This is a genomic window from Mycobacterium gallinarum (assembly GCF_010726765.1).
GTDB lineage: Bacteria > Actinomycetota > Actinomycetes > Mycobacteriales > Mycobacteriaceae > Mycobacterium > Mycobacterium gallinarum.
Map to the genome: position 1 here is coordinate 391718 of NZ_AP022601.1, position 20159 is coordinate 411876.

Annotated in this window: 22 protein-coding genes and 1 pseudogene; 13 read left to right on the plus strand and 10 right to left on the minus strand. The window is 65.5% G+C overall.

The features are described from left to right. Positions 1-120 precede the first annotated feature (120 nt). From G6N42_RS01890 to G6N42_RS01910, 5 genes are all read left to right on the plus strand, one after another. Positions 121-582 (plus strand): PaaI family thioesterase, encoded by a 462-nt coding sequence (locus tag G6N42_RS01890; protein WP_434059605.1) that lies wholly within the window; start codon positions 121-123, stop codon positions 580-582. Continuing rightward, positions 579-1250, plus strand: coding sequence for a TetR/AcrR family transcriptional regulator (locus G6N42_RS01895; RefSeq protein WP_014214331.1), 672 nt, complete (start codon positions 579-581; stop codon positions 1248-1250). The genes G6N42_RS01890 and G6N42_RS01895 overlap by 4 nt, the downstream gene beginning before the upstream one ends. Positions 1251-1328: 78 nt before the next feature. Then, on the plus strand, positions 1329-1757 hold the full coding sequence (locus tag G6N42_RS01900; RefSeq protein ID WP_014214330.1) for a DUF6188 family protein: 429 nt from the start codon (positions 1329-1331) through the stop codon (positions 1755-1757). A 113-nt stretch (positions 1758-1870) separates the two neighbouring features. Beyond that, entirely contained in the window at positions 1871-4957 is a 3087-nt protein-coding gene (locus G6N42_RS01905) for an MMPL/RND family transporter (protein ID WP_173390239.1), read from the plus strand. Beyond that, complete coding sequence (locus G6N42_RS01910; RefSeq protein WP_014214328.1) at positions 4954-5235, plus strand: DUF732 domain-containing protein; 282 nt, start codon at positions 4954-4956, stop codon at positions 5233-5235. Before G6N42_RS01905 ends, G6N42_RS01910 begins: the two co-directional genes overlap by 4 nt. Positions 5236-5256: 21 nt before the next feature. Here G6N42_RS01910 and G6N42_RS01915 read toward each other — a convergent pair whose 3' ends face one another. Next, positions 5257-5460, minus strand: coding sequence for a hypothetical protein (locus G6N42_RS01915; protein WP_158019746.1), 204 nt, complete (start codon positions 5458-5460; stop codon positions 5257-5259). A gap of 253 nt (positions 5461-5713) precedes the next feature. After that, complete coding sequence (locus tag G6N42_RS31100) at positions 5714-6040, minus strand: hypothetical protein (protein ID WP_232076057.1); 327 nt, start codon at positions 6038-6040, stop codon at positions 5714-5716. Positions 6041-6454: 414 nt separating this feature from the next. On the opposite strand from G6N42_RS31100, the gene G6N42_RS01925 reads away from it, so the two are divergent. The 3 genes from G6N42_RS01925 (at position 6455) to G6N42_RS01940 (ending at position 9439) form a co-directional block, all read left to right on the plus strand. Further along, a complete protein-coding gene (locus G6N42_RS01925; protein ID WP_163725315.1) occupies positions 6455-7063 on the plus strand; it encodes a hypothetical protein in 609 nt (202 codons plus the stop codon). Further along, a complete protein-coding gene (locus G6N42_RS01930) occupies positions 7060-8433 on the plus strand; it encodes a hypothetical protein (protein WP_163725317.1) in 1374 nt (457 codons plus the stop codon). The genes G6N42_RS01925 and G6N42_RS01930 overlap by 4 nt, the downstream gene beginning before the upstream one ends. Positions 8434-8638: 205 nt before the next feature. After that, complete coding sequence (locus tag G6N42_RS01940) at positions 8639-9439, plus strand: mycofactocin-coupled SDR family oxidoreductase (protein ID WP_163725319.1); 801 nt, start codon at positions 8639-8641, stop codon at positions 9437-9439. A 6-nt stretch (positions 9440-9445) separates the two neighbouring features. On the opposite strand, the gene G6N42_RS01945 is transcribed toward G6N42_RS01940, so the two are convergent. Both G6N42_RS01945 and G6N42_RS31670 read right to left on the minus strand, forming a co-directional pair. After that, positions 9446-9715 (minus strand): hypothetical protein, encoded by a 270-nt coding sequence (locus tag G6N42_RS01945; RefSeq protein WP_163725323.1) that lies wholly within the window; start codon positions 9713-9715, stop codon positions 9446-9448. A 438-nt stretch (positions 9716-10153) separates the two neighbouring features. Further along, a pseudogene (locus tag G6N42_RS31670) lies at positions 10154-10686 on the minus strand (adenylate/guanylate cyclase domain-containing protein); the annotation flags it as partial. Between the two features lie 233 nt (positions 10687-10919). Here G6N42_RS31670 and G6N42_RS01955 point away from each other — a divergent pair. The 3 genes from G6N42_RS01955 (at position 10920) to G6N42_RS01965 (ending at position 13070) form a co-directional block, all read left to right on the plus strand. Next, the gene (locus G6N42_RS01955) at positions 10920-11846 is read left to right on the plus strand and encodes a hypothetical protein (RefSeq protein WP_163736828.1); all 927 of its coding nucleotides are present in this window, start codon (positions 10920-10922) and stop codon (positions 11844-11846) included. Continuing rightward, positions 11839-12801, plus strand: coding sequence for a hypothetical protein (locus G6N42_RS01960; RefSeq protein WP_163725327.1), 963 nt, complete (start codon positions 11839-11841; stop codon positions 12799-12801). Before G6N42_RS01955 ends, G6N42_RS01960 begins: the two co-directional genes overlap by 8 nt. 89 nt (positions 12802-12890) lie before the next feature. Beyond that, entirely contained in the window at positions 12891-13070 is a 180-nt protein-coding gene (locus tag G6N42_RS01965; protein ID WP_163725331.1) for a hypothetical protein, read from the plus strand. A 7-nt stretch (positions 13071-13077) separates the two neighbouring features. Here G6N42_RS01965 and G6N42_RS01970 read toward each other — a convergent pair whose 3' ends face one another. From G6N42_RS01970 to G6N42_RS01985, 4 genes are read right to left on the minus strand one after another with little or no spacing between them, the layout of a single operon-like run. Next, a complete protein-coding gene (locus G6N42_RS01970) occupies positions 13078-14070 on the minus strand; it encodes a glycoside hydrolase family 6 protein (protein ID WP_163725334.1) in 993 nt (330 codons plus the stop codon). A 9-nt stretch (positions 14071-14079) separates the two neighbouring features. Continuing rightward, positions 14080-14559, minus strand: a complete 480-nt coding sequence (gene rnhA, locus G6N42_RS01975) for a ribonuclease HI (protein ID WP_410506772.1) — start codon at positions 14557-14559, stop codon at positions 14080-14082. A 1-nt stretch (position 14560) separates the two neighbouring features. After that, positions 14561-14749: a helix-hairpin-helix domain-containing protein gene (locus G6N42_RS01980; protein WP_163725337.1), complete on the minus strand. Its 189-nt coding sequence runs from the start codon at positions 14747-14749 to the stop codon at positions 14561-14563. 51 nt (positions 14750-14800) lie between these two features. Next, complete coding sequence (locus tag G6N42_RS01985; RefSeq protein WP_232076058.1) at positions 14801-15715, minus strand: SPFH domain-containing protein; 915 nt, start codon at positions 15713-15715, stop codon at positions 14801-14803. A gap of 132 nt (positions 15716-15847) precedes the next feature. Here G6N42_RS01985 and G6N42_RS01990 point away from each other — a divergent pair, with 132 nt between their 5' ends. Further along, complete coding sequence (locus G6N42_RS01990; RefSeq protein ID WP_163725341.1) at positions 15848-16114, plus strand: YdeI/OmpD-associated family protein; 267 nt, start codon at positions 15848-15850, stop codon at positions 16112-16114. Between the two features lie 6 nt (positions 16115-16120). Here the strand turns inward: G6N42_RS01990 and G6N42_RS01995 are convergent, their stop codons facing one another. Beyond that, positions 16121-17338 carry an NAD(P)/FAD-dependent oxidoreductase gene (locus G6N42_RS01995; RefSeq protein ID WP_163725344.1) on the minus strand — a complete coding sequence of 406 codons (1218 nt, stop codon included), beginning with the start codon at positions 17336-17338 and terminating at the stop codon, positions 16121-16123. Positions 17339-17826: 488 nt separating this feature from the next. On the opposite strand from G6N42_RS01995, the gene G6N42_RS02000 reads away from it, so the two are divergent. Continuing rightward, positions 17827-19215 carry a hypothetical protein gene (locus tag G6N42_RS02000; RefSeq protein WP_163725347.1) on the plus strand — a complete coding sequence of 463 codons (1389 nt, stop codon included), beginning with the start codon at positions 17827-17829 and terminating at the stop codon, positions 19213-19215. Here G6N42_RS02000 and G6N42_RS02005 read toward each other — a convergent pair. Beyond that, the gene (locus G6N42_RS02005; protein ID WP_163725350.1) at positions 19180-20130 is read right to left on the minus strand and encodes an NAD(P)H-dependent flavin oxidoreductase; all 951 of its coding nucleotides are present in this window, start codon (positions 20128-20130) and stop codon (positions 19180-19182) included. The genes G6N42_RS02000 and G6N42_RS02005 overlap by 36 nt on opposite strands. Between the last annotated feature and the right edge of the window lie 29 nt (positions 20131-20159).

The window sequence follows — 20159 nt, forward strand, 5'->3', positions numbered from 1 at the left end:
ACGACAGTCTAGCAGTTGTGGTACTAAGAGTATCGCAGCGAAACCAATAGTACTGGGAGCGGTCTAGTGTCAGAAAGCGCGGCGCCGCCGGAACGGCTGCCTTCTCACACCCCGACGTGCATGGGGTGCGGCCCGGACAATCCGCACGGGCTGGGGTTGGAGGTGTATCGCAGCGTCGACTCGGTGTATGCGGATGTGACGTTTGATGAGCGCCACATCGGGGCGCCGGGCTTGGCCCATGGTGGAGCGGTGGCCGCGGCGTGCGATGACGTGCTGGGCTTCACGCTGTGGATCGCCCGCACACCGGCGGTGACGCGCGCTCTGACGGTGGAGTATCTGCAGCCGGTGCCACTGCACCAGCCCCACCGCATCACCGCGCATATCACGGCCCGTGAGGGGCGGGCGCTGCATGTCGCGGCGGCAGGGGTCCAGGAAGGCGTCACTCGGTTCACCGCGAATGCGGTGTTCGTCGTGGTCGACACCGCGCATTTTGCCGCTCACGGCGATATCAGTGGATTCGGTGAGCGTCTCGAGCAGTTCTCTCGCCGCGGCGGCGGCCTCGACGACGACCAAGCATCATGACTGTCGCCAGTGCGCGGGTTGGCGCCAAACCTGAACATGCTCAAGGGGGTTCGGCTACCGGCCAGGCCCACACAGCTGGCGGGCTGCGTTCACGCGCCTCAGCACGTCGCCGCGAAGCGATTATGGATGCCGCGCTCACTGTTGCTGCCTCCGGCGGCTACGACGCGGTCCATATGCGGACAGTTGCAGAGCGGGCCGGTATCGCCGTGGGCACGCTCTACCGCTATTTTCCGGCCAAAACCCACCTGCTGGTGGCGGCGCTGATCCGAGAGTTTCAGCGCCTCGATACAGCCGGTGACTGGGCCACTGGTGCCTCCACGCCGCAGGAGCGACTGGACCGGCTCACCGAGCACCTGCACGGCCGCTGGCAGCGTGACCCGCTGTTGACCGACGCCATGACACGGGCCTTCGTCATGGCGGACACCCGCGCAGCCGCAGAACTCGACCGCGCGGCCGCGGCGATCGAAACCCTGCTGGCCCGCACCCTTACAGGCGGTGAGCCCGCCCCAGCCGATCTGCGCGTCGCCGGAATCATCGCCGACATTTGGCTGGCCAACCTGGTGGCCTTCATCGGCGACCGCTTGTCAGCGGCCGAAACCCGCGGCCGCATCGATCGGGCCACTCGACGAGTCGTCCACCACGCGAATGCGGACGGCACCGCATCGTAACGATACTATTGGTATCGCAGCGATACCATCGGTAGTACTATTCAGGTACGGCTCACCGATGCGTCGAAGGAGATCGCCATGTACACCCAATGGATCGAAGACTGTGTCGTACAACGCGTCTCTGTACGTGACGGTCTCGTTCTGGACCTCGATGACTACAACGAAATCGTCATCTCGCGCCCCCTGATGCTGACCCTGCCCGCTGTCGACCGATTTCCCGTCGAGGCCGTCCTCATCGACCCCTTGCGAATCTCTGTGTACGAACGTCCCTTGCTGAATTTGGCTGGCGCGGTGTGCACCCGGGCCTGGTCCGACGACGAGGGCGGACTACACCTGAGCTTTTCACGTGGACACCGCATCGACGTCGATCCCGACATCGAGGAGACCGCGTGGGAGCTGTACGGCAAACGTCACGGTTACATGGCGTGCCTCCCCCGCGGTCGGGTGCGCGTGGTGCGCCACGACGTGCCCGAGGACGACAACGCCAACATCGTCAACCCGCAGTAGGCCTTGCGGGCAGGCCGGCGTCGATGCAACCAATTGCCGACCTTTGTGCTACATGATGTAGCGTAGCGATACCGATAGTATCGTTGATTCATGGAGGTTCGGTGACCGATGGCATGACTGATTCCCCCGGCCCGGCCTCGCAAACTCAGCGCCGCGGTGCTGACTCGTGTGACCCGGCGGACAATCGCGAGTACAGCGCCCGGCTGGCAGCGCTAGCTCGGTTCACCCTCCGGCACAAAGCCCTGGTCATCGGGGCCTGGCTGGGCACAGCCGTGGTGTTGGCGTTGCTGTTTCCGCAATTGGAAACCGTGGTGCGACAGCAGTCGGTGGATCTCATTCCCCGCGATGCGCCGTCACTGCAGACGGTGGAGCGCATGAGCACCGCGTTTGGTGAAGAAGGGTCGAAAACGCTGCTGTTCGTGGCCATGGAAGACCCCAACGGTCTGACTCCGGCGGCGCGGCATCGCTACGACGAACTCGTCGCCCGGTTGCAGGCCGAAAGTGACCACGTTCTACTGGTCCAAGACCTGCTGGCCGATCCGGTCACCGAAGCGCAGGCCCTCAGTCCCGACCGCAACGCCTGGTACCTGCCGGTCGGGGTGACCGGCACTCTGGGAGACCCCACAGCCGCCGAGTCGGTGAAGGCGGTTCGCAGCATCGCCGCAGAAGTATTCGCCGGGTCAACGGTCACCGCGCAGGTGACCGGACCGCCAGCGACGTTCAGCGATATGATCGCCTCCGCCGAGCACGATCTGTTGCTGATCTCGATCGCTACCGTCGGCATCATCGCCCTGATCCTGCTGATCGTCTACCGGTCGGTGTTCACCGCACTGCTTCCGCTGCTGGTGATCGGGCTGAGCCTGGCCGTCGGACGCGGGGTGCTCTCCGTGCTAGGGGAGATGGGTATGCCCGTCTCCCAATTCACCGTCGCATTCATGACCGCGATCCTGCTCGGCGCTGGCACCGACTACACCGTCTTCTTAATCAGCCGCTACCACGAACAGCGTCGCGCGCAGGTACCCGCCGAACAGGCCATCATCCACGCCACCGCCAGCATCGGACGCGTCATCCTCGCCTCCGCCGCCACCGTTGCTTTCGCCTTCCTGGCCATGGTCTTTGCCCGACTGAGCGTCTTCGCCGCCCTCGGCCCGGCGTGCGCCATCGCAGTCCTCTTCGGCTTCCTGGCCACCGTCACCCTGCTCCCGCCAGTGCTGGCGATCGCCGCCAAACGCGGCATCGGGGAACCCAAATCCGATCGCACCCGGCGTTACTGGAACAGCGTCGCCGTTGCCGTGGTTCGTCGCCCCGTGCCGCTGCTGATCGTCAGCCTCGTCATCCTGCTCGCACTGTCCGCGGTCGCTGCAACCATCAAAATCAGCTACGACGACCGCAAAGGACAACCAGCCACCACCGCAAGCAACCAGGGCTACCAGCTGCTGGACCGACACTTCCGCAAAGACGTCGTCATCACCCAATTCCTCGTCGTCGAAAACGCCACCGACATGCGCACCGGCAAAGGGCTCGCCGACCTCGACGAAATGGCCTCCCGCGTCTCCCAAGTGAGCGGTGTCACCAAGGTTTCCGGAGTCACCCGCCCAACCGGGGAGCGCCTCGACCAAGCGGAACTGGCCTGGCAGAACGGCCAGATCGGAGACAAAATGGCCGGCGCAGTCGCAGAGGGCAACGCCCGCAAAGGCGACCTCGCCAAACTCACCGACGGCGCCGATCAACTCGCCGGCGGGCTGGCCCAACTCGACACCACCGTGCGCACCGCCTTGACCCCCCTCGCCGGAATTCTCACCCAAGCCCAATCCGCCGGCACCCAGGTCAACCAGTTCCGTCCACTATTGCAACAACTTTCGGCCACCGCCCCTGCTGCCGATCAAGCCGTCCAAGCCGGCCCCGGCCTGCGACCTCTGGCCGAGCAAGCAGCGAACGCGATCACCATGATCGACCCGCTCGTCGGCGCCCTCAACACCTCGCCATGGTGCGCGACCACACCACAATGCGCCCAGATCCGCGACCAAGTACAGATCCTGACCACCCTGCGTAACGGCGGATTCTTCGACCAGATCGCCACCCTCGGCGACCGCTACAACCCCGCCACCAACGCCACCATCACCGGCACCCTCATTAACGTCCAAAACGCGGTCGCCACCCTGGACAAGGCGTTCGGCGCCCTCGGCAACCCCGACGACCTAGCCGCAAACCTCGGCCGCCTCCAAGACGGAATCGGCCAACTCGCCTCCGGCGCCCAAGCCCTCGCCACCGGCGTGCGCACCCTGGCCGACAGCAACATCGAAATGCTCTCCGGCATGAGCCAAATCGCCACCCAACTGCAAAACTCCGCACGCGCCGCCACCGACTCCGACTCATCGAGCGGGTTCTACCTGCCCACCAACACCTTCGAGAACAGGCAGTTCACCGACGTCGCCAAACAATTCCTCTCACCCGACGGCAAGACCGCGCGCTTCATGATCGAAACCAGCTACGACCCCTACAGCGTCGAAGCCATGGACCTCGCCAACCAAATCACCCACACCGCCAACACCGCACGACCCAACACCTCACTGGCTCAAGCCACTGTCTCCGTGGCCGGCTTCCCCGCCGTCAACTCCGACATCCAACGACTCCTCTGGGCAGACTTCGCACAACTGGCCATCGCCACCACCCTCATCGTCGGACTCATCCTGGTCCTGCTGCTGCGCGCACTCCTGGCACCGATCTACCTGCTAGGCACAGTCCTGCTCAACTACCTGGCCTCCCTCGGCATTGGCGTCCTGGTCTTCCAATGGGGATTCGGCCAGGAAATCGCCTGGCCTGTACCACTATTGGCGTTCATCATCCTCGTCGCCGTTGGCGCCGACTACAACATGCTGCTCGTCTCACGCCTGCGCGAAGAATCCGGCCGCAACATCCGTGTCGGCGTCCTGCGCACCGTCGCAAGCACCGGCGCCGTCATCACCTCAGCAGGTCTGATCTTCGCCGCCAGCATGTTCGGCCTCATGGTCGGCTCCGTCGCCATCATGATCCAAGCCGGCCTCATCATCGGCGCCGGACTACTACTCGACACCTTCCTCGTACGCACACTCACCGTCCCCGCCATCGCCACACTCCTACGCGAAGCCAGCTGGTGGCCCCAGCGACCCACACGACAACAACCAGTCCTCCCTTCGAATCCAGCGGAAGCACACCCATGACAAGGGTCTTTGCCACTCTCGCCTTACTGATCGGCGCCGCGATCACGACCGCTCCGACAGCCGACGCAGATCAGGACAGCTACCTGAAGCGGATCGAGCCAAAGATGGCGTTCCTGACCCGCACCCAGATACTGACCGAAGGTCAAAAAGTCTGCCAGCTCATTCGCAGCGGACACTCCTCATCCGATGCCATCCCCATGGTCGTCGAAGACCTGAACATGTCAGTGCCCTCAGCCGTCGACCTCATCATCGCGGCCGTGGTCGAACTCGGCTGCTGAAATGGATCGTGGCGGCCAGCTTCAGCCCTGCAGAGAACTCACCGCTGGCTGCGGGCCGAGCGTGCGTAGGTCGAGCCCGACGACCAGAGGCCGTGTCGCGGGCGTGATCGGGAACAGCTGCGGATGCTCCTTGGCGACGGCGCGCGCGTAGCGGACGAACTTCGAGTGCGGACCGTCCGAGGGGATCACCAGAGGCGTCTGGGCGGCTGCGTTGGTCGGGGCCATGTTTCTGATTGTCGCGTGCGCCAGTGACACCTGCGGCGGACGAACACTCGTTCGGTGTGTCCTAGCCGTGTCCTAAGACGTGCGACTACGGGCAAACACGCACTAAACAGATCTCCACCGACCCAGCGCGGCGACGTGGACTGATCCCCACGGCGTGGACCCTGAGATACCAGCCAGCACATCCAGTTTCACACTGGCAGTGTGGGGGTCAGGGGTTCGAATCCCCTTAGCTCCACTTCTGTGATGAGTCGCGCTATTGCGGCTCGGACTCCGGAAAGCCCAGACTCCAGCCGCGGTAGGTGTAGTTCTCGTCCCCGACGCTCGGACTGGGCAGGATTTGGATGTTGCTCCCGTCGCCGTATCCCGGGGATAGGCCCTGCACACCGCCGGATACGTAGGTGCCATCCCCGCGGGAGATGTCGATATGCGCACCGACGAATCCTCGGCTGAAAACAAGTGCCCCACGCGGGGGGTTCTTGTCGGTGTGAATCTTTCCCTGCTCGAGCAGTGTTTGGTACATGGTCTCGGCGGCGCCGTCCCAACCGTATTGCTCCTGCGGCACGCCGAATGCGTAGGCCACCAGAGCTTCACATCCGTAGATACCGAATTGGTCTGTCCCGAGGAGGCTTTCGGCCTTGGCGATTGCGGCGTCGGCTCCACGGATGGTCGGCCGTGGCTCAGCTGGTGCACTCGGTGCGAATACGAGTGTCGCGGTGAGACAAGTGGCTGCAAGAAGCAGAAGTCTTCGGATGTTCAACTCGTGGCTCCGGTTCTCGGCCTGCATGGTGGCGTGCCTGCAAGCACAATATTCGTTTCTTCAAGTGTTGTTCAGTCGGCCATCGCCTGGCGTGGGGATCGGCCGTGGCTGGTGGTGAAGCCATGCCCCTTCCTGCGGCGACTAAACGCGATCAGCAAAGCCTCCCTCGAGCAGCGCAGCGACCGGAGCTCCGAATTTCCGTCGTTGCCGGGGTTGCCGTAGTGCGAGACTGACTGGGTGGAGCATGTACCCCTGGTAGGCATCGGAGACCTTCCCGCGCGGGATTTCGTCGTGTCGCCTGGCTTTGCCGGCCTAGCGGCACTGTTGGCCGCGGTGATCGCGGCGTGCGCGGTGCTTTACGCGTCGAGACGCGCCCGTCAGCGGTTCGAGCAGCAGCGTGATCGAGACGAGAGCCGTCAGGAACAGGCCCGTCACGATGCGGAGAACGCACTGGCGTGGGAGCGCTGGCAGTGGGTGGTCGACACCGCCGGGATCGAGCCTGCCGCGAGCGAGGGGGCCACTCTGGGGCTTGGGCCCGCGGTGACCCTGGAGTTGTTGAGTGGGTTGCTTCGTGATGCCGAGCGACTCGGCGATGAGACGCTCGCCAGGGCTGTGGCGGTGTACCACGAGCAGCTCTTGTTGGTTCTGGCACAACAGGCCGGTCCGGTTTCCAACATCGCGGGGGCAACGACCACGCGCCCGTCCGATGAGACACGCCGCGCCACACCTGTATCGCCGCACCGCGAACCGAGCACGTCGACACCGATGGTCGCGGCTGAAAAGTCTTCCACCGCAACACCTTCCGCCCCGGTGGCGGAGAGCAGCGGAGGGCGGCGTCGCCGATGACGACGACTCGTCAACACATCGAGGACCTCGACGTCGACAGATGGGCGACGCTGACACGACGCGCGGCGGCGGAGTCGGTCGCCGCCGCACAGCGGTTGGGGTTACAACCACGGGCTGAATCCGTCGCATTGGCGGGGATGAGTGAGCGCGAACTCGCCCAACACCGCGAACGCAATGGGCCACCGGTGCCACGCCGGTCACTGGCGATGCAAGTCCTCGAGGCCGACCATCTGCGCCGGGCGGCCGAGGAGCAGGCGCGCGTGGCGCATCAGGGTCGGCTCGACGCTGAGGCGGCGGCCTCGCTGGCGCGCGCCGAAGCCGAAGAATCGGCACGCGTTGCCACGGCGGCTGCTGAGCGGGTCCGCGCGGTGGAGGCCGAGGCCGAGCGCAGGGACACGGAAAGAAGGGCCGAACGGGCGGCCGATCAAGAGGCGGTGCAGCAACTGCGGGCCGAGATCGAGCGGGTGAAAGCTGGTGCGGCGGCTGAGGTGGCGGCGGCCGAAGAGAGGGTTCGGGCCGCGGAGGCGCGTGCCCTTGAGCGGAGCACCGAGCGGACGACCGAGCGCGCAGCCGGGGAGCAGGCGGTACAGCAACTTCAGGCCGAGATCGAACGGGTGAAAGCTGGTGCGGCGGCTGAGGTGGCGGCGGCCGAAGAGAGGGTTCGGGCCGCGGAGGCGCGTGCCGTCGAGCGGAGCACCGAGCGGACGACCGAGCGGGCGACCGGCGAGGAAGCCGTGCAGCGGGTGCGCTGCGAGTTGGAAAAGTTGCGCTCAGACACTGCCGCTGAGGTGGCGGCGGCGCGTGGGCAGGCGAGTGGCGATGTGGCCGCGGCGCGGGAGGCCGCCGAGGCCGAGATCGCCGCCGCGCGAGAAGCCGCAGATGCGGAAATCGCTCGCTGGGAGGCCCACGCCCTGAATATGGAGCGATGGGCGCGAGGGGAAGTGTCGACTCACCTGTTGACGATTCCCGTTCCGCCGCCGGAGCTACGTGCCCAGATCTGGTTCGTCGAAACCACGATCGACATGCTCTACCAGATTTGTCATGTGCTGGAGGTGGTACTGGTTGAGGACGTCGAGTCGCCGTTCGTGCCCGATCTCGACTTCACGCGCAATCTGACGGGGAAGGTGCAAGAGCAGGCCAAGGATCTAACCCACGAATTGGCCACGCTAGCCACGCGGTACTCCGATCAATCTCAGGCCGAGGCCGCCGCCGGCTACGCCGAGGCCGCCGGTGACGCCTATCGTTCGCTTCTCCAGCGCATAGACGCTGGTGTCCAGCGGCTGGGAAGGCGCTTCCACAGCCCAGATGCCGAGATCCTCGCGACGATTACGGCCATGCTCGCTGACCTTCGAGCACAAGGTCTTCACTAGAGCGACATCTGCCCGACGCGCGACGCGGATCGGTGTCATCGCCGAACAGTCGCCAGTGCGACGCCGGGTAAGTTGCGACGTGTGAGCGAAAACAGAGGTCGTGGATTCATTGGAAAGCCCAATCATCTCGCCGCCGTGATGGACGGGATGTCTGGGGAGCAACCGGTTTTCACCGACCGGGTCAACGAGACGGCGAGCTGACGGTATGGGTGTGTTGGACGGCCGGGTCGCATTCATCACCGGCGGCGCGCGTGGGCAGGGGCGCGCGCATGCGTTGGCGCTGGCCGCCGAAGGGGCGAAAATCGTCGTCGCCGACGCGCCCCGTCCGATGAACCTGACCTACCCACTCGCCACCGAAGACGACCTTCGCGAGACGGCCGAACTGGTCGAGGAGCTCGAGTCCGTGTGTCTTCCGATCGCCATGGACGTGCGCGATCCCGTCGCAGTGAGCGCCGCCATCGAGGAAACCGTCAGCAGCTTGGGAAGTCTCGACATTGTCGTGGCCAATGCCGGCGTCGTGAGCACCGGACCGCTGGAAGACGTGACCGACGAGATCTGGCAGCAGCTCGTGGACACCAATCTGACGGGCGTGTTTCACACCCTGCGGGCCGCCGTTCCGGTGATGCGGCGGCAGCATTTCGGGCGGATCGTGGTGACCTCGTCGATGGGTGGTCGAATGGGCATCCCCGAATTGGCGCCGTACAACGCCACCAAATGGGGAATCATCGGTCTCGCGAAGTCTCTGGCGTTAGAAGTCGCCAAGGAGGGCATCACCGTGAACGTGATGTGCCCCACCACGGTTCACACGCCGATGGTGCAGCCCGTCGGTGTCGATGGTGTGCCCGACGAATTGGTCCAACGGATGATGAGGGCGAATCCGATACCGCAGCCCTGGATTGAACCGGAGGACGTGAGCCGTGCGTTGCTCTATCTGGTCACGGATCCGGGTGTCGTGACCGGTAGCGTCCTCGAAATCGGCCTCGGCGGCAGCGCTCGAATTCACTGACGTCCGTTATCCGATGGGCCACCGTATGCAGCACGTCGATGACGAGATCGCGACTGGGCAGTCGGCACCGGACGTGAGACTCTGGGGCGAAACAGCGGCGATACCGCACGGTGCGAACTGATTGAGCGGCGGGGCGGCCACCGATGCAGGTGCGAGCGCCGTGATCAGCATCGCCAATCCGATTGCGGTGCTGAGGCAAATCGATACGAGCAGCAACACGATTACGCGGATCCCCGTCGCTGTCGGCGGCATGCCGCGGTCATTGTTGGCTTCCATGGGTGAACCTCCGGTTGGGGCCGGGGCATCATCGCCGACGGCCTCTACCAGTTAAGACACCACCCGCAGCGAGTTCGTGACCGTGATTTAGGACACGTCCCTTAACGCCGCAGCCCACGCGACATGCGCCGTCTGAGCGGGCCATCAGCGCGCGTCGCCGAAGCATCATGAGGTCCAGCATCACCGAACCGCCGTCGGCCGCCAGGTTCGCCAACCAGTCGATCAACTGGCGCGCTTCGGCCAGATCACTTGGCTCCACGCTCCAGCAGGGTCTCCGCGAGAACACCGGTGCCCCATACGCGATAGAAGAGGTACCCCTGGCGCATCTGGTCGACAGCTTGGCGCATCGCCGCAGTAGCGGCATCCCGGGTTATGCCAGGCCATTTCCCGGGCAGCCCAGATGTCGGTGGCCGGGATGAGGAAGTAGATGCGCCTGCGCGCCGCCGACTCCATCCTGCGCGCGAACCCCACGGTCTCACCTGTCGCGGCGTATCTTGTTGTTCCCGAACCGATTTCGCCCGCAATCACCCCAACTGAGTTCAGGCCGACGCGCAGCTGCAACGTCACGCCGTCGCGGCGCTGAACCTCTGCGGCAAGCTCGCTGGCTTCTTCCTGGATCGCCAGGGCGGCAAGACACGCACGAAAGGCGCGGTCTTCCAGCGCAACCGGCGCGCCGAAGATGACCCCCAAGCCGTCGCCGCGTACTCTACGATGTCGCCGCCGTACCGGCGTGCCACGTCCGCCGAACGTTCCAGCAGTGCAGTCATGACCTCACACAGACGATCTATGTCCAACGCGGACGCGAGGCCCATCGAACGCACCACATCAGCGAAGAGCACGGTGACCTGCTTGTACTCGGCCGACGCGGTAACGGGCAGCAGTCGCGTTCCGCACTCCGTGCAGAACTTGCCCGTGGAATGCGCGCACAGGAACCGCAGATCGCCTTCATGCGGTCGGTCCACCGCTGCCATCCGGGCTGGCGTCCACATCACCAATCGAGTCACCGCTTGGTCAGCGATGTCTGCCATTACGTCTAAAGCCAAGGGAGAGCGTACTGATGGGACTAGCGTGAGTTGGACCGGAGGTCGTCTCCGCCCTCCCCGAAGGCGATTGGTGGGTGGTGCGGTTGGACGCCGAACCGGACGCTGAACCCGGCGACGAACACTTCGACGTCCTGACGCGGCATCGACGCGATCGCGCGGTGATGGCGGTCGTCTTTCTGCTGTTGTTCGGCTTCTCCTACAGCGAGGACTACGTCTTCGCGATTCTGGAGGCGGCCGGCCGCGACGAGGCCGTGGCATGGCTGGTGGGATTGGTCGGATTCGATGTGGCGGTGCTGAGCCTCGTCGGTGTGTTGAAGGGTTCCATCGCGCGGGCGGAAGGCGACTCGCCGCGTTTGTGGCGGTGGTGGTGGATCGGGGTTTCCGCCGTCGTGTGTATCGACGTGTTATTGGTTCTGGTGCCCGAGGAACACCCGCTGTGGATCGACCTGGCGTCTTCGGTGGTGTTGGCGATCCTCATGGGACTGCTCATGATGGTGGCGCTCAACGGAGATCCACTCACACTGTTCAGCGCGACGAGACGTGCCGCGGCACCGACGGATTGGGCGCGCGTACGCGCCGTCGTTCCGCTCGTCCTCGGCACCATCGCCGGCTATGTCGCCGCCACGGCATTCGACGACTTCTTCGACCTGGACACGGTGCGTGTCCTGGACGCGGAGATGCAGGCCGAAGTCGCCGCCATGCCGTTGGCCGAGCAGCTTGGAGCGTTCGCCACTCTGTGTGAGGGCGCCGTCAGTCCCGCGTTCTTCCAGCAGGTCGTCGCCGTCATCCCGCTGCTATTGCTCACCATTGGCGTGGAGTTCAACTTCTTCCGGCGCGCACTCGACGAGCCCGCCCAGCGCGCAGCCGCGGCGGCGACGGTGGCCGTGATGGCGATTGGGCTGCTGTTGGCTGTGTCGACGCTGCCGTGGGCGGGCAGTGGCTGTGGCGGCGTGCTCGGGTACTGGCACGAGTATCTGACTTTTGTCATCGCGGTTCAGGGCATCGCTACGGGATTGGCGACGCTGCTGTGGCTCCTCGTGGTCAGCGCTCCCGATCAACGCATCCCGTCGGAGGCCAATCGTGTCTGAGCTCGCCATGCGCCAGCGGGGCGACCGCGCGGTGTTCGGGGTCGTCTTCCTCATGTTGTTCGCGTTCTCCTACAGCGAGCAGGTCGTGTCGGGGCTGTTTCCCGTCGTCGGCGGTGGTGGGCAGACGGGGTGGCGGGTCGCGGTGATCGCCGTCGATGCCGCGGTGTTGGGTTCGGTGGGCCTGATGAAGCGCGTCATCGCCAGAGGCGACGGCGACGGGTCGCGGCTCTGGGGCTGGTGGTGGACCGGCGTCGTCGTGCTCCTGGGCGTCGACGTGTTTCGCCTTTTCCCGTTGCATTCGATCCAGGTGGACGTGGTGACAGCGACCCTGTACGCCGTTGCCATGGGCTGGACGACGGTGGCCTCTCTGAACTCCGATCCGCTCACGCTGTTCAGCACGGCACGTCGGGTGGCCATGCCCACGGATTGGCAGCGGGTCCGCGCGATCGTCCCGTTGGTGCTGGGTACCTACCTCTGCTACCTCGCCGCGAGCGCGTACGTCGACTATTTCAACGTCGACACCATGCGAACACTCGATGCCGCGACCGAAGAACTCGTCGCCGAAATGGATGTCTCGCAACAGATGGCGGTGCTGTCTCAGCTGTGCGAGGGCGCGATCAGTCCGGTGTTCTTCCAGCAGATCGTCGGTGTCCTGCCGGTGCTCTTACTGACCCTCGGTATCGAGTTCAACTACTTCCGCCGGACGCTGACCGAGGCCGGCCCGCGCGCGGCGACCGCGGCCACGGTGACGGTGTTGGCCGTCGGCCTCGTCGGGTCGCTGTCGACGCTGCCCTGGGACGGCCAAGGGTGCGATGACGTGCTGTCCACCTGGCACGAGTACGTGGCCTTCCTGTTCGCGGTGCAGGCCATCTTCACCGGCTTGGCCACTCTCGTATGGTTACTCGTCTCCAGTACGCCCGACACCGCAGCCGAAACGACACCCGCGTCGCAGTGATCGCGACGAATGTTTGTCCGCCCCCGCGCCGGGTATTGCGTGTGACTGCGCAGCCCGAAACAAGCTGGCGCAGTGCTGAGGAGGTGGACGTGGCGAGGCGGAACGACTACACAGGCGACCAATGCGACCGCGGGCACCCGACGTACTTCCGGGTGGTCACCGTCGGGTCCGGCGCGGAGTCACGTCGCGGACCGTCATGTTGGTTCGACGACTGCCCGATTCATCGCGCGTGGCAAGAGGCCGCGGGCCAGCGCAACGCCCGCGCGTGACCCCGACCTAACGACCTGCGTTACTGGCGAGCTCGATGACGTACGAGTTCACGAAGGTGCCCGCAGGCGGATCGCCCTTGTCGCAGCTGCCGTCGGATTCCCCGGGACGCTTGATCCACAGGTAGGCGTCGGCGTGCGGACCGGCAGTAGCCGTGGTGGGCGGCACACCGAGAGCCCGGCCGCTGGGGTTGCACCAGTGCAGCGGCGAGTCCGGAGCCGCTCCGTTTCCGTTGCGCGACGTGTCGATGACGTAATTCTTGCCTCCGGTGAGGGCTGAAATGGCTTCGCCGTAACCGATTTCCTCCTCGGTGGTGAAGAAGTTCGCGACGTTCAGGCTGAAGCCACGGGCGCGTTCGACACCGGCTTGGCCGAGCCGCGACGCCATCTCTTCCGGGCTGTGCCAACGTAAGTGGCCCGCGTCGACGTACACGGCCGCGGCCGGATTGCGCGTCAGTGAGTCGACCGCATACCGAATCAAGTCGTAGCGTTCCTGGCGCTGATCGTCCGACAGGCAGTCGGCCATCGCGAGCGCATCGGGTTCGAGGACGATCGCCGCCCGCGCCCCGCCGATCTGGGCTGCGATCCCGTCGATCCACCCGCGGTACGCATCGCCCGACGCCATGCCGCCGGCAGCGAAGCTGCCGCAGTCGCGGTGCGGGATTCCGTAAATCGCGAACACCGGGATGGCGCCGGCAGCCGCCGCGTCACCGGTGTACTTCGCGACCGTCGATGCCGACGAGCCCGGAACGAGCCAGTACGCCTGTGGCGTGTCGGCGACGGCTCTCAGCTGTGGGTTCGGGGGTTCGGCCGCGTTCGCCGCGCGCATCGCCGCCGAGTTCGGGTTCACGTAGAACGGCGCCCCGACCAATGGGTTCGCGTCGCTGGCCAGCCGCACCGACGGGGTCTGACTGACCGGATCAGCGAGAAGACCGATGCCGGCCACGGTGGCAACCACCAGGACGAAGAACCGCGCGGCTGCGTTGGCAGCTGAGGACATCACGCGAGGAAATTAGCAGACCACGCTCCGGGTCATCGCCTCGTGCATCCCCCGAGCGGCCAGCTGGTCGGCCAGTTCGTTGTCGGCGATACCGGCATGCCCCTTCACCCAGAACCACTCGACGCGGTGCCGCGCGCACGCTGTCTGCAGCCGTTGCCAGAGATCGACGTTCTTCACCGGCTGCTTCGCCGCGGTCATCCAGCCGTTCCGCTCCCAGCCGAGGACCCATTTGGTGATGCCGTTTCGGACGTAGGTGCTGTCGGTGTAGAGGTGCACCACCACGGGTCGGGTGAGTGCCTCCAGCGCCATGATCGGCGCGGTCAGTTCCATCCGGTTGTTGCTCGTGACGCCGGGCTCACCGCCACACATCTCCCGGACGTGCTGACGGTGGCGCAGCACCGCCCCCCAGCCGCCGGGGCCCGGGTTGGGCCGGCACCCACCATCGGTGTGGATCACCACGACGTCCTTGATGATTTCGTTCGAGTCGCCCATTTCAGCTCGCCCGTGCCTGGCGGAGCAGACGCACAGCCTTCGGTCCGACGCCGTGGAGGGCCAGGAGGCCGTCGAGATCCGCAGGCAGATCCGCCACCGTGCGGTAACCCGCGTCCATCAGGGCGCCGGTCGCAGGCCGGCCGAGGTTCAGACCGTCGAACACCGGTCCGCGATCCACTGCGTCGACCATGCGCCGAGGATAGGCACTCGGTGAGGCGATTTCGCTCCGCGACGCGCGGCGTCAGCCTGCCTGGGGAACGACGTAGGTCGGCTGGTAGGGGTTGAGGCCCTGCTTGATGGCCTCGGCCCGCAGGTAGTCCTCGACCGACGGGTATCCCTTGACCTCTGCAGCGCGCTTCAGCGCCTCCTGCTCGGCCACCTTCGTCTCGGCCACGGCGGCGGCCAGGTCAGCTTCCGCCTTGGCCTTCTTCGCGTTGGCCTCGGCCACACCCTGCGCCTGCGTCGCCTGCGCATTCTGGATCGCGGCCTGCTCGCGTTCGATCGCCGCCTTCAATTCGGGGTTGACGGGCGTCGGCTTGAGCACCGTCACCTGAAAGTTGGTGAAAAAGTCGACCCCGTTGGTGCGGGCCTTACTGGCGTTGGGCAGCGACTGCAGCAGCGCATTGCGGAACTCGGTGCGCGCCTGCTCGTCGTTCCAGATCTGCTGCCACGTGTACTTCTGCGCCACACCGTTGAGCGTGTCCTGCAACGGTTGTCCGATCACGTAGTTCAACAGTTCGACCCAGCCGTCGCTGACCGTGCCGTCGTCGTTGAGCCAGCCGTTGTACTTGGTTCCGAAGTCGCGATGGAACTGCTTGAGCTTCTCGCAATCCGTCGTCAGATCGAACGTCACCACCACAGGAACATTCATGTCCGCGGGCGCCTTGGCGTTGGACACGACGACATAGGGGCCGCGCTCAGAACCGGGATCGCCCGTGGCATCCCAGGAGATTTGCCGAGCCGGATACCGGTAGACGTGGTTCGTGATCTCGTTCTGTGAGTTCTCTGGTTCGATGCACCCCTTCACCACCGGGTCGGTGGGGATCATCCAGTAACCGTCGACGACGACGGCCTGCTCGCCGGCTCCGACGCTGGCGTACGAGCAGCCGGACAGCAGAGCCATGGAAATCCCAAGGGCCACAGCAGATTTCTTCACGGTGTTCTCCTTTCGTTCACGGCCGTAGGTGCCGCGCCGGTACGCGCGCTGGCACTGCTGCCTGACAAGACTCGTCAGAACTGTACTGGCGCGATCACACTGTCTCAGCGTGATCTTCGATATCGTGGCGACATGAGTAGCCAGCGGGTGCCCGGCGGGGTGGTGCACAAGCTGCCCTCCGATCTGCGCCAGGCGCTTATCGCCAACGACACGGCGCTGGCGGCTTGGAAGGACATCACGCCGTTGGCGCGCAACGAGTTCATCTGCTGGGTCGAGGACGCGAAGCAGGAGAAGACCCGGGACCGCCGCATTCGTCGCACCCAGGAGGAACTCGAAGAGGGGCAGCGCAGACCGTGCTGCTGGCCGGGGTGCAAGCATCGCGAACGCAACGGCAAGTAGCGGACGTCAATCGCCGTAGGTGGGAGCCGCTTGCAACGCCGGCGCGGCCGCGGCGAGGAGTGCGGTGCGGTCGCCGGTGAGCGGGGGGTAGATGCGTTCACCGTTGATCTCCTGCTTGGTCGCCTTGGCTTCCGCGCCGGTGCTGACAACTTTGCGATCCCAGCCTTCGGTGTACACCGCGCCCGCCGGTCCGAGATCGAGAACGGTTACGTACCAAGGGATTCGAAGCGACAGCATCGGCGCACCGAGCAGATCTCCGATCACGTTGTAACCTGCGTATCGTCCCATCGGCCGTCCGTGCTGACACGACATCACCGACATGTGGTCGTCGTCCATGCGCGCCGCGGCCACGTCGCCTGCCGCGAACACCCCCTCGACACCCCTAACCCTCAGGTAGTCGTCGACCGGAAGCCGCCCCAGCCGATCGCATTCCACCCCGAATTGCGCCGTCAACGGATTGGCGCGCATGCCCGCGCACCACACGACCGTCGCCGCGGGGACCACCTCCCCGGACGACAGGGTGACACTCCGCTCGTCCACGGCGGTGACGCCGACCCGCGTCAAGGTGTCGACGTGGTTGGCGGCCAACGCGTCCTCGATCACCGGGCGAGCCGACTCTCCCATATCCGACCCGACATGCGGGTTGTGATCGACGAGGATCACCCGGGGTGTGGCCTCGGGACCCAGCGCATGCGAGAGCATCCGGGGCAACTCACTGGCGGTCTCGATACCTGTGAGTCCGGCCCCGACGACAACCGCGGTGGCGCTCGCAGGGTCCGGCGCGCGGTCGGTGAGACCACGGATGTGCGCCTGCAGCCTCATCGCGCCGTCATAGGTGTCGACGTCGTAGCCGAACTCGACCAGGCCGGGCAGACCGGGCTTGGCGACTCTGCTGCCAAGCGCGAACACGAGGCGGTCATAGCTCAACGTCGTGCCATCTGCGGTACTCACGGTCGCCTCGGCCGGGTCGATTCCGGTCACCTCGGCGGTGATGTAACCGATGCCGACCGGATCGAGCAAGTCCTGCAACGGGATTCGGCATGCGCTGAGATCGGCCTCGTAGTTGCGGACCCGGATGTCGTGAAATGGCTGCGACGTGACGACCGTGATGTCGACCGCTCCCTGCGAAGCGCCGAGCTTGTCGAGTCGTCGCGCCGCTCCGAGGGCGGCCCACAGCCCGGCGAACCCTGACCCGAGAACGAGAACGCGTGAAGTTCGCGGCACCGCACAATCGTCTAGCCCAAGCGACGACCTGACAAGTGCAGGAGTTTGCTCGCCGGCCGCGATTCGTGGCCCGTGAAAGGCGCCGACACAATCGCAATCACGAGCGATCTTGAATCGCCGGCCGCACCTCGGCGTATGGACAGCTGCCTGCCGAAACCGCAGGTGGCCGATTTGCGAAATTTCGTCCGCAACGCCGTTGGCATTCGAGCGTTTTCGTACGTCGTCTGGCGAAGAACCGACCTGTGATCTCGACGGCTGTCGATTGCCTGGTCAAACGGAAAAACCGCTGGTTGCGGGGCCGGGTTGCGTGAGCTGTCATTTCGGATTGCACGGCGAGGCTCGACGACCGCGACGCCGGGCGGTGTTACAGCGCCCGTACGCAGGCGCGATGCGCCGAGATGGGGCCACTTTCGGGGCGTCAGATTTCTAGTTCACGTAGGCATCTCTGTGCGACAATGTCCTGCGGAATCAGCATGCGGTTTTGCTGAATGGAGGTCATCATCGTCACCACTCATCTGCGCAATGCAGCGGGTGCCTGCGCGCTTTCGATCGGCCTCCTCGTCTGCAGTAGCGGAGGGGCAATCGCCTTCGCCGATCAGACTGACGCGGGTGGTGCTGCCGCTGGCACCCCCGGTGGCACCACGGGTGACGGCACGACCACAGCCACCTCCACCGGTCCAACCAGCACTGTCGGCAGTCAGCCCACCGACACCGATGCGGTCGAGGCCAAGGTCACAACTGTCGGCACGGAAACGACGACCACGAGCGTGACCATCGGGAACGGACCAACCTCGACGATCCAAGCGCAGACGAACACATCCACCAAGACTGAAGAGGATCCGGACCTCGTCACCCTCGCTGTGCGCGTTCTCGACGAGGTCGGCATCACGCCGGGCGTAATCTTGCAAACGCCTCTGACGCAAGCGCTTACACCTTCCGGTGTTGAGCACCGCCCATCGTCGGGATCGGACCCGGCTGCTGAGTCGGCGAAGATGACCGAAGGCAATGAGTACGCGGCCGCAACCACTGGCGCGGAGGAGGAGAAGACCTTCGCGTTCGGGCTGACGGACCGAGAGCTGGATCCGATCTCCAATGCCGTCGTCGTGCCCTTTACGAACGCGGCTGTCACCCTTGCGCGAGGACTTGGGCAGGGCATTTTCACGCTCGCACAATTGCCGACGTCCGAGACACCGCTCGCCGACCTCATCGAGGGGGTTTCGCTGATGGTCGGCGGCGTGGTCGGAGCTGTCGTCGAGGTCGCGAAGGTGCCCGGAAACCTGGTCACGTTGCTTGGGGTTGAGCCTGGCGATGTCCAGCCGCCGCTGATCGGTGCGAGCGGCGCTGTCGTCCCCACCGTGCATACACCCGTCGACGTCCCGCTCCTCGGGCCCGTTTCGCAGGCGCAGCTCCCGGTCGCAACCGTGGGAGCACCGCTCTTCGGCCCCGCGATTCGTGCGGCCAACCTGGGAAGCGCTCCTGCGGCCGGCCTGAAGAGCGACCTGACGCTGTCCGGTCTGGCGCCGGCCCCGTCGGGCGTCAGCCCCGCGACTAAATCGTTCCTCGATCACGTGGTCAGCTCGGTCTTGGTGCCCGCGTCGTTGACGGCGCTCGCCGCCATCGCCGTGCCGGGGATCGGTGGTCTGCTGATCGTGTGCGCGGCGGGTATCCGCGTCGGCTATCGGCAGGCGAAGGCCGGTCTCGCGTTGCGGGCGTCGGGAATCGCACGGTTCGCAGGCCCGGGTCCGATGGGAATCGTGCGGTCGGGCTCGCTGATCGCGCTTCACACGCGGACCGCGCGGCCTGGCGCGGCTGATCCGACACCGGCTGTCCACGCGAAGGCGTCAACCGGACCGCGCCTCCTCGAGAGCGTCGCCTAGCCCGACGCGGGATCGCGCCGCGTCTAACACCTGTTCGATCTCGACCCACGTCTGGCGGACTATGTCGGCCACCGGAAGAAGATCGGCGATGCGCGAAGACACCTGACCGGTGTTCGCGACGCTGGCTTCCATATCGCCGCCGAAGTAGAGCTCGGTCACCTTGCCGAGCAGTTTCGCGTTCGGATCATGCTCGGCCACGCGTGCGGCCAGGCCCGTGCGCAGGACACGCATGGTCGGGTTGCCCGGAATGTCGAGCAACACGGTGCCCGCGTCGTTGGCGGCCACGATCGCATCCTTGAAGTTCATGTGCACCAACGACTCCCGGCTCGCCAGCATCCGCGTGCCCATCTGAACGCCCTCCGCGCCCAGGACCAATGACGCCGCGGCTGACTGCGAGTCGCACATCCCGCCCGCGGCGATGATCGGCAAATCGACGTGGGCCGCGACCAGGGGGAGCAGCACCATCGTCGAGGCTCCCAGCGCGGATTTGAACCCGCCGCCCTCGACACCCTCGACGACCAAGGCGTCGACTCCGGCGTCGACCGCCTTGCGTGCCGCTCGCAACGATCCGACGACATGCACCACCGCCATGCCGGCGTCGTGCAGTCTCGCGGTGAACAACGCGGGATCACCCGCGGAGGTGAAAACGTGCCGCACACCCGCCGCGCTCAGCGTTTCGACGATCGAGGGATCGCCCTTCCAGCCCTGTATCATCAGGTTCGCCGCGACGGGTCGGTCTGTCAGCGTGCGCACCCTCATGAGGTCCGCACGGCCCTCTGGGGTCAAGGTCTCGATCATCCCGAGCCCGCCGGCCTCTGAGACCGCTGCGGCCAATTCTGCGCGCGCGATGTACGTCATGGGGGCCTGAACGACGGGATAGTCGACGCCGAGAAGGGTCTGCACTCGATTGGGCACGGATCATTAAACCGCGCTGAGCGGGCAGG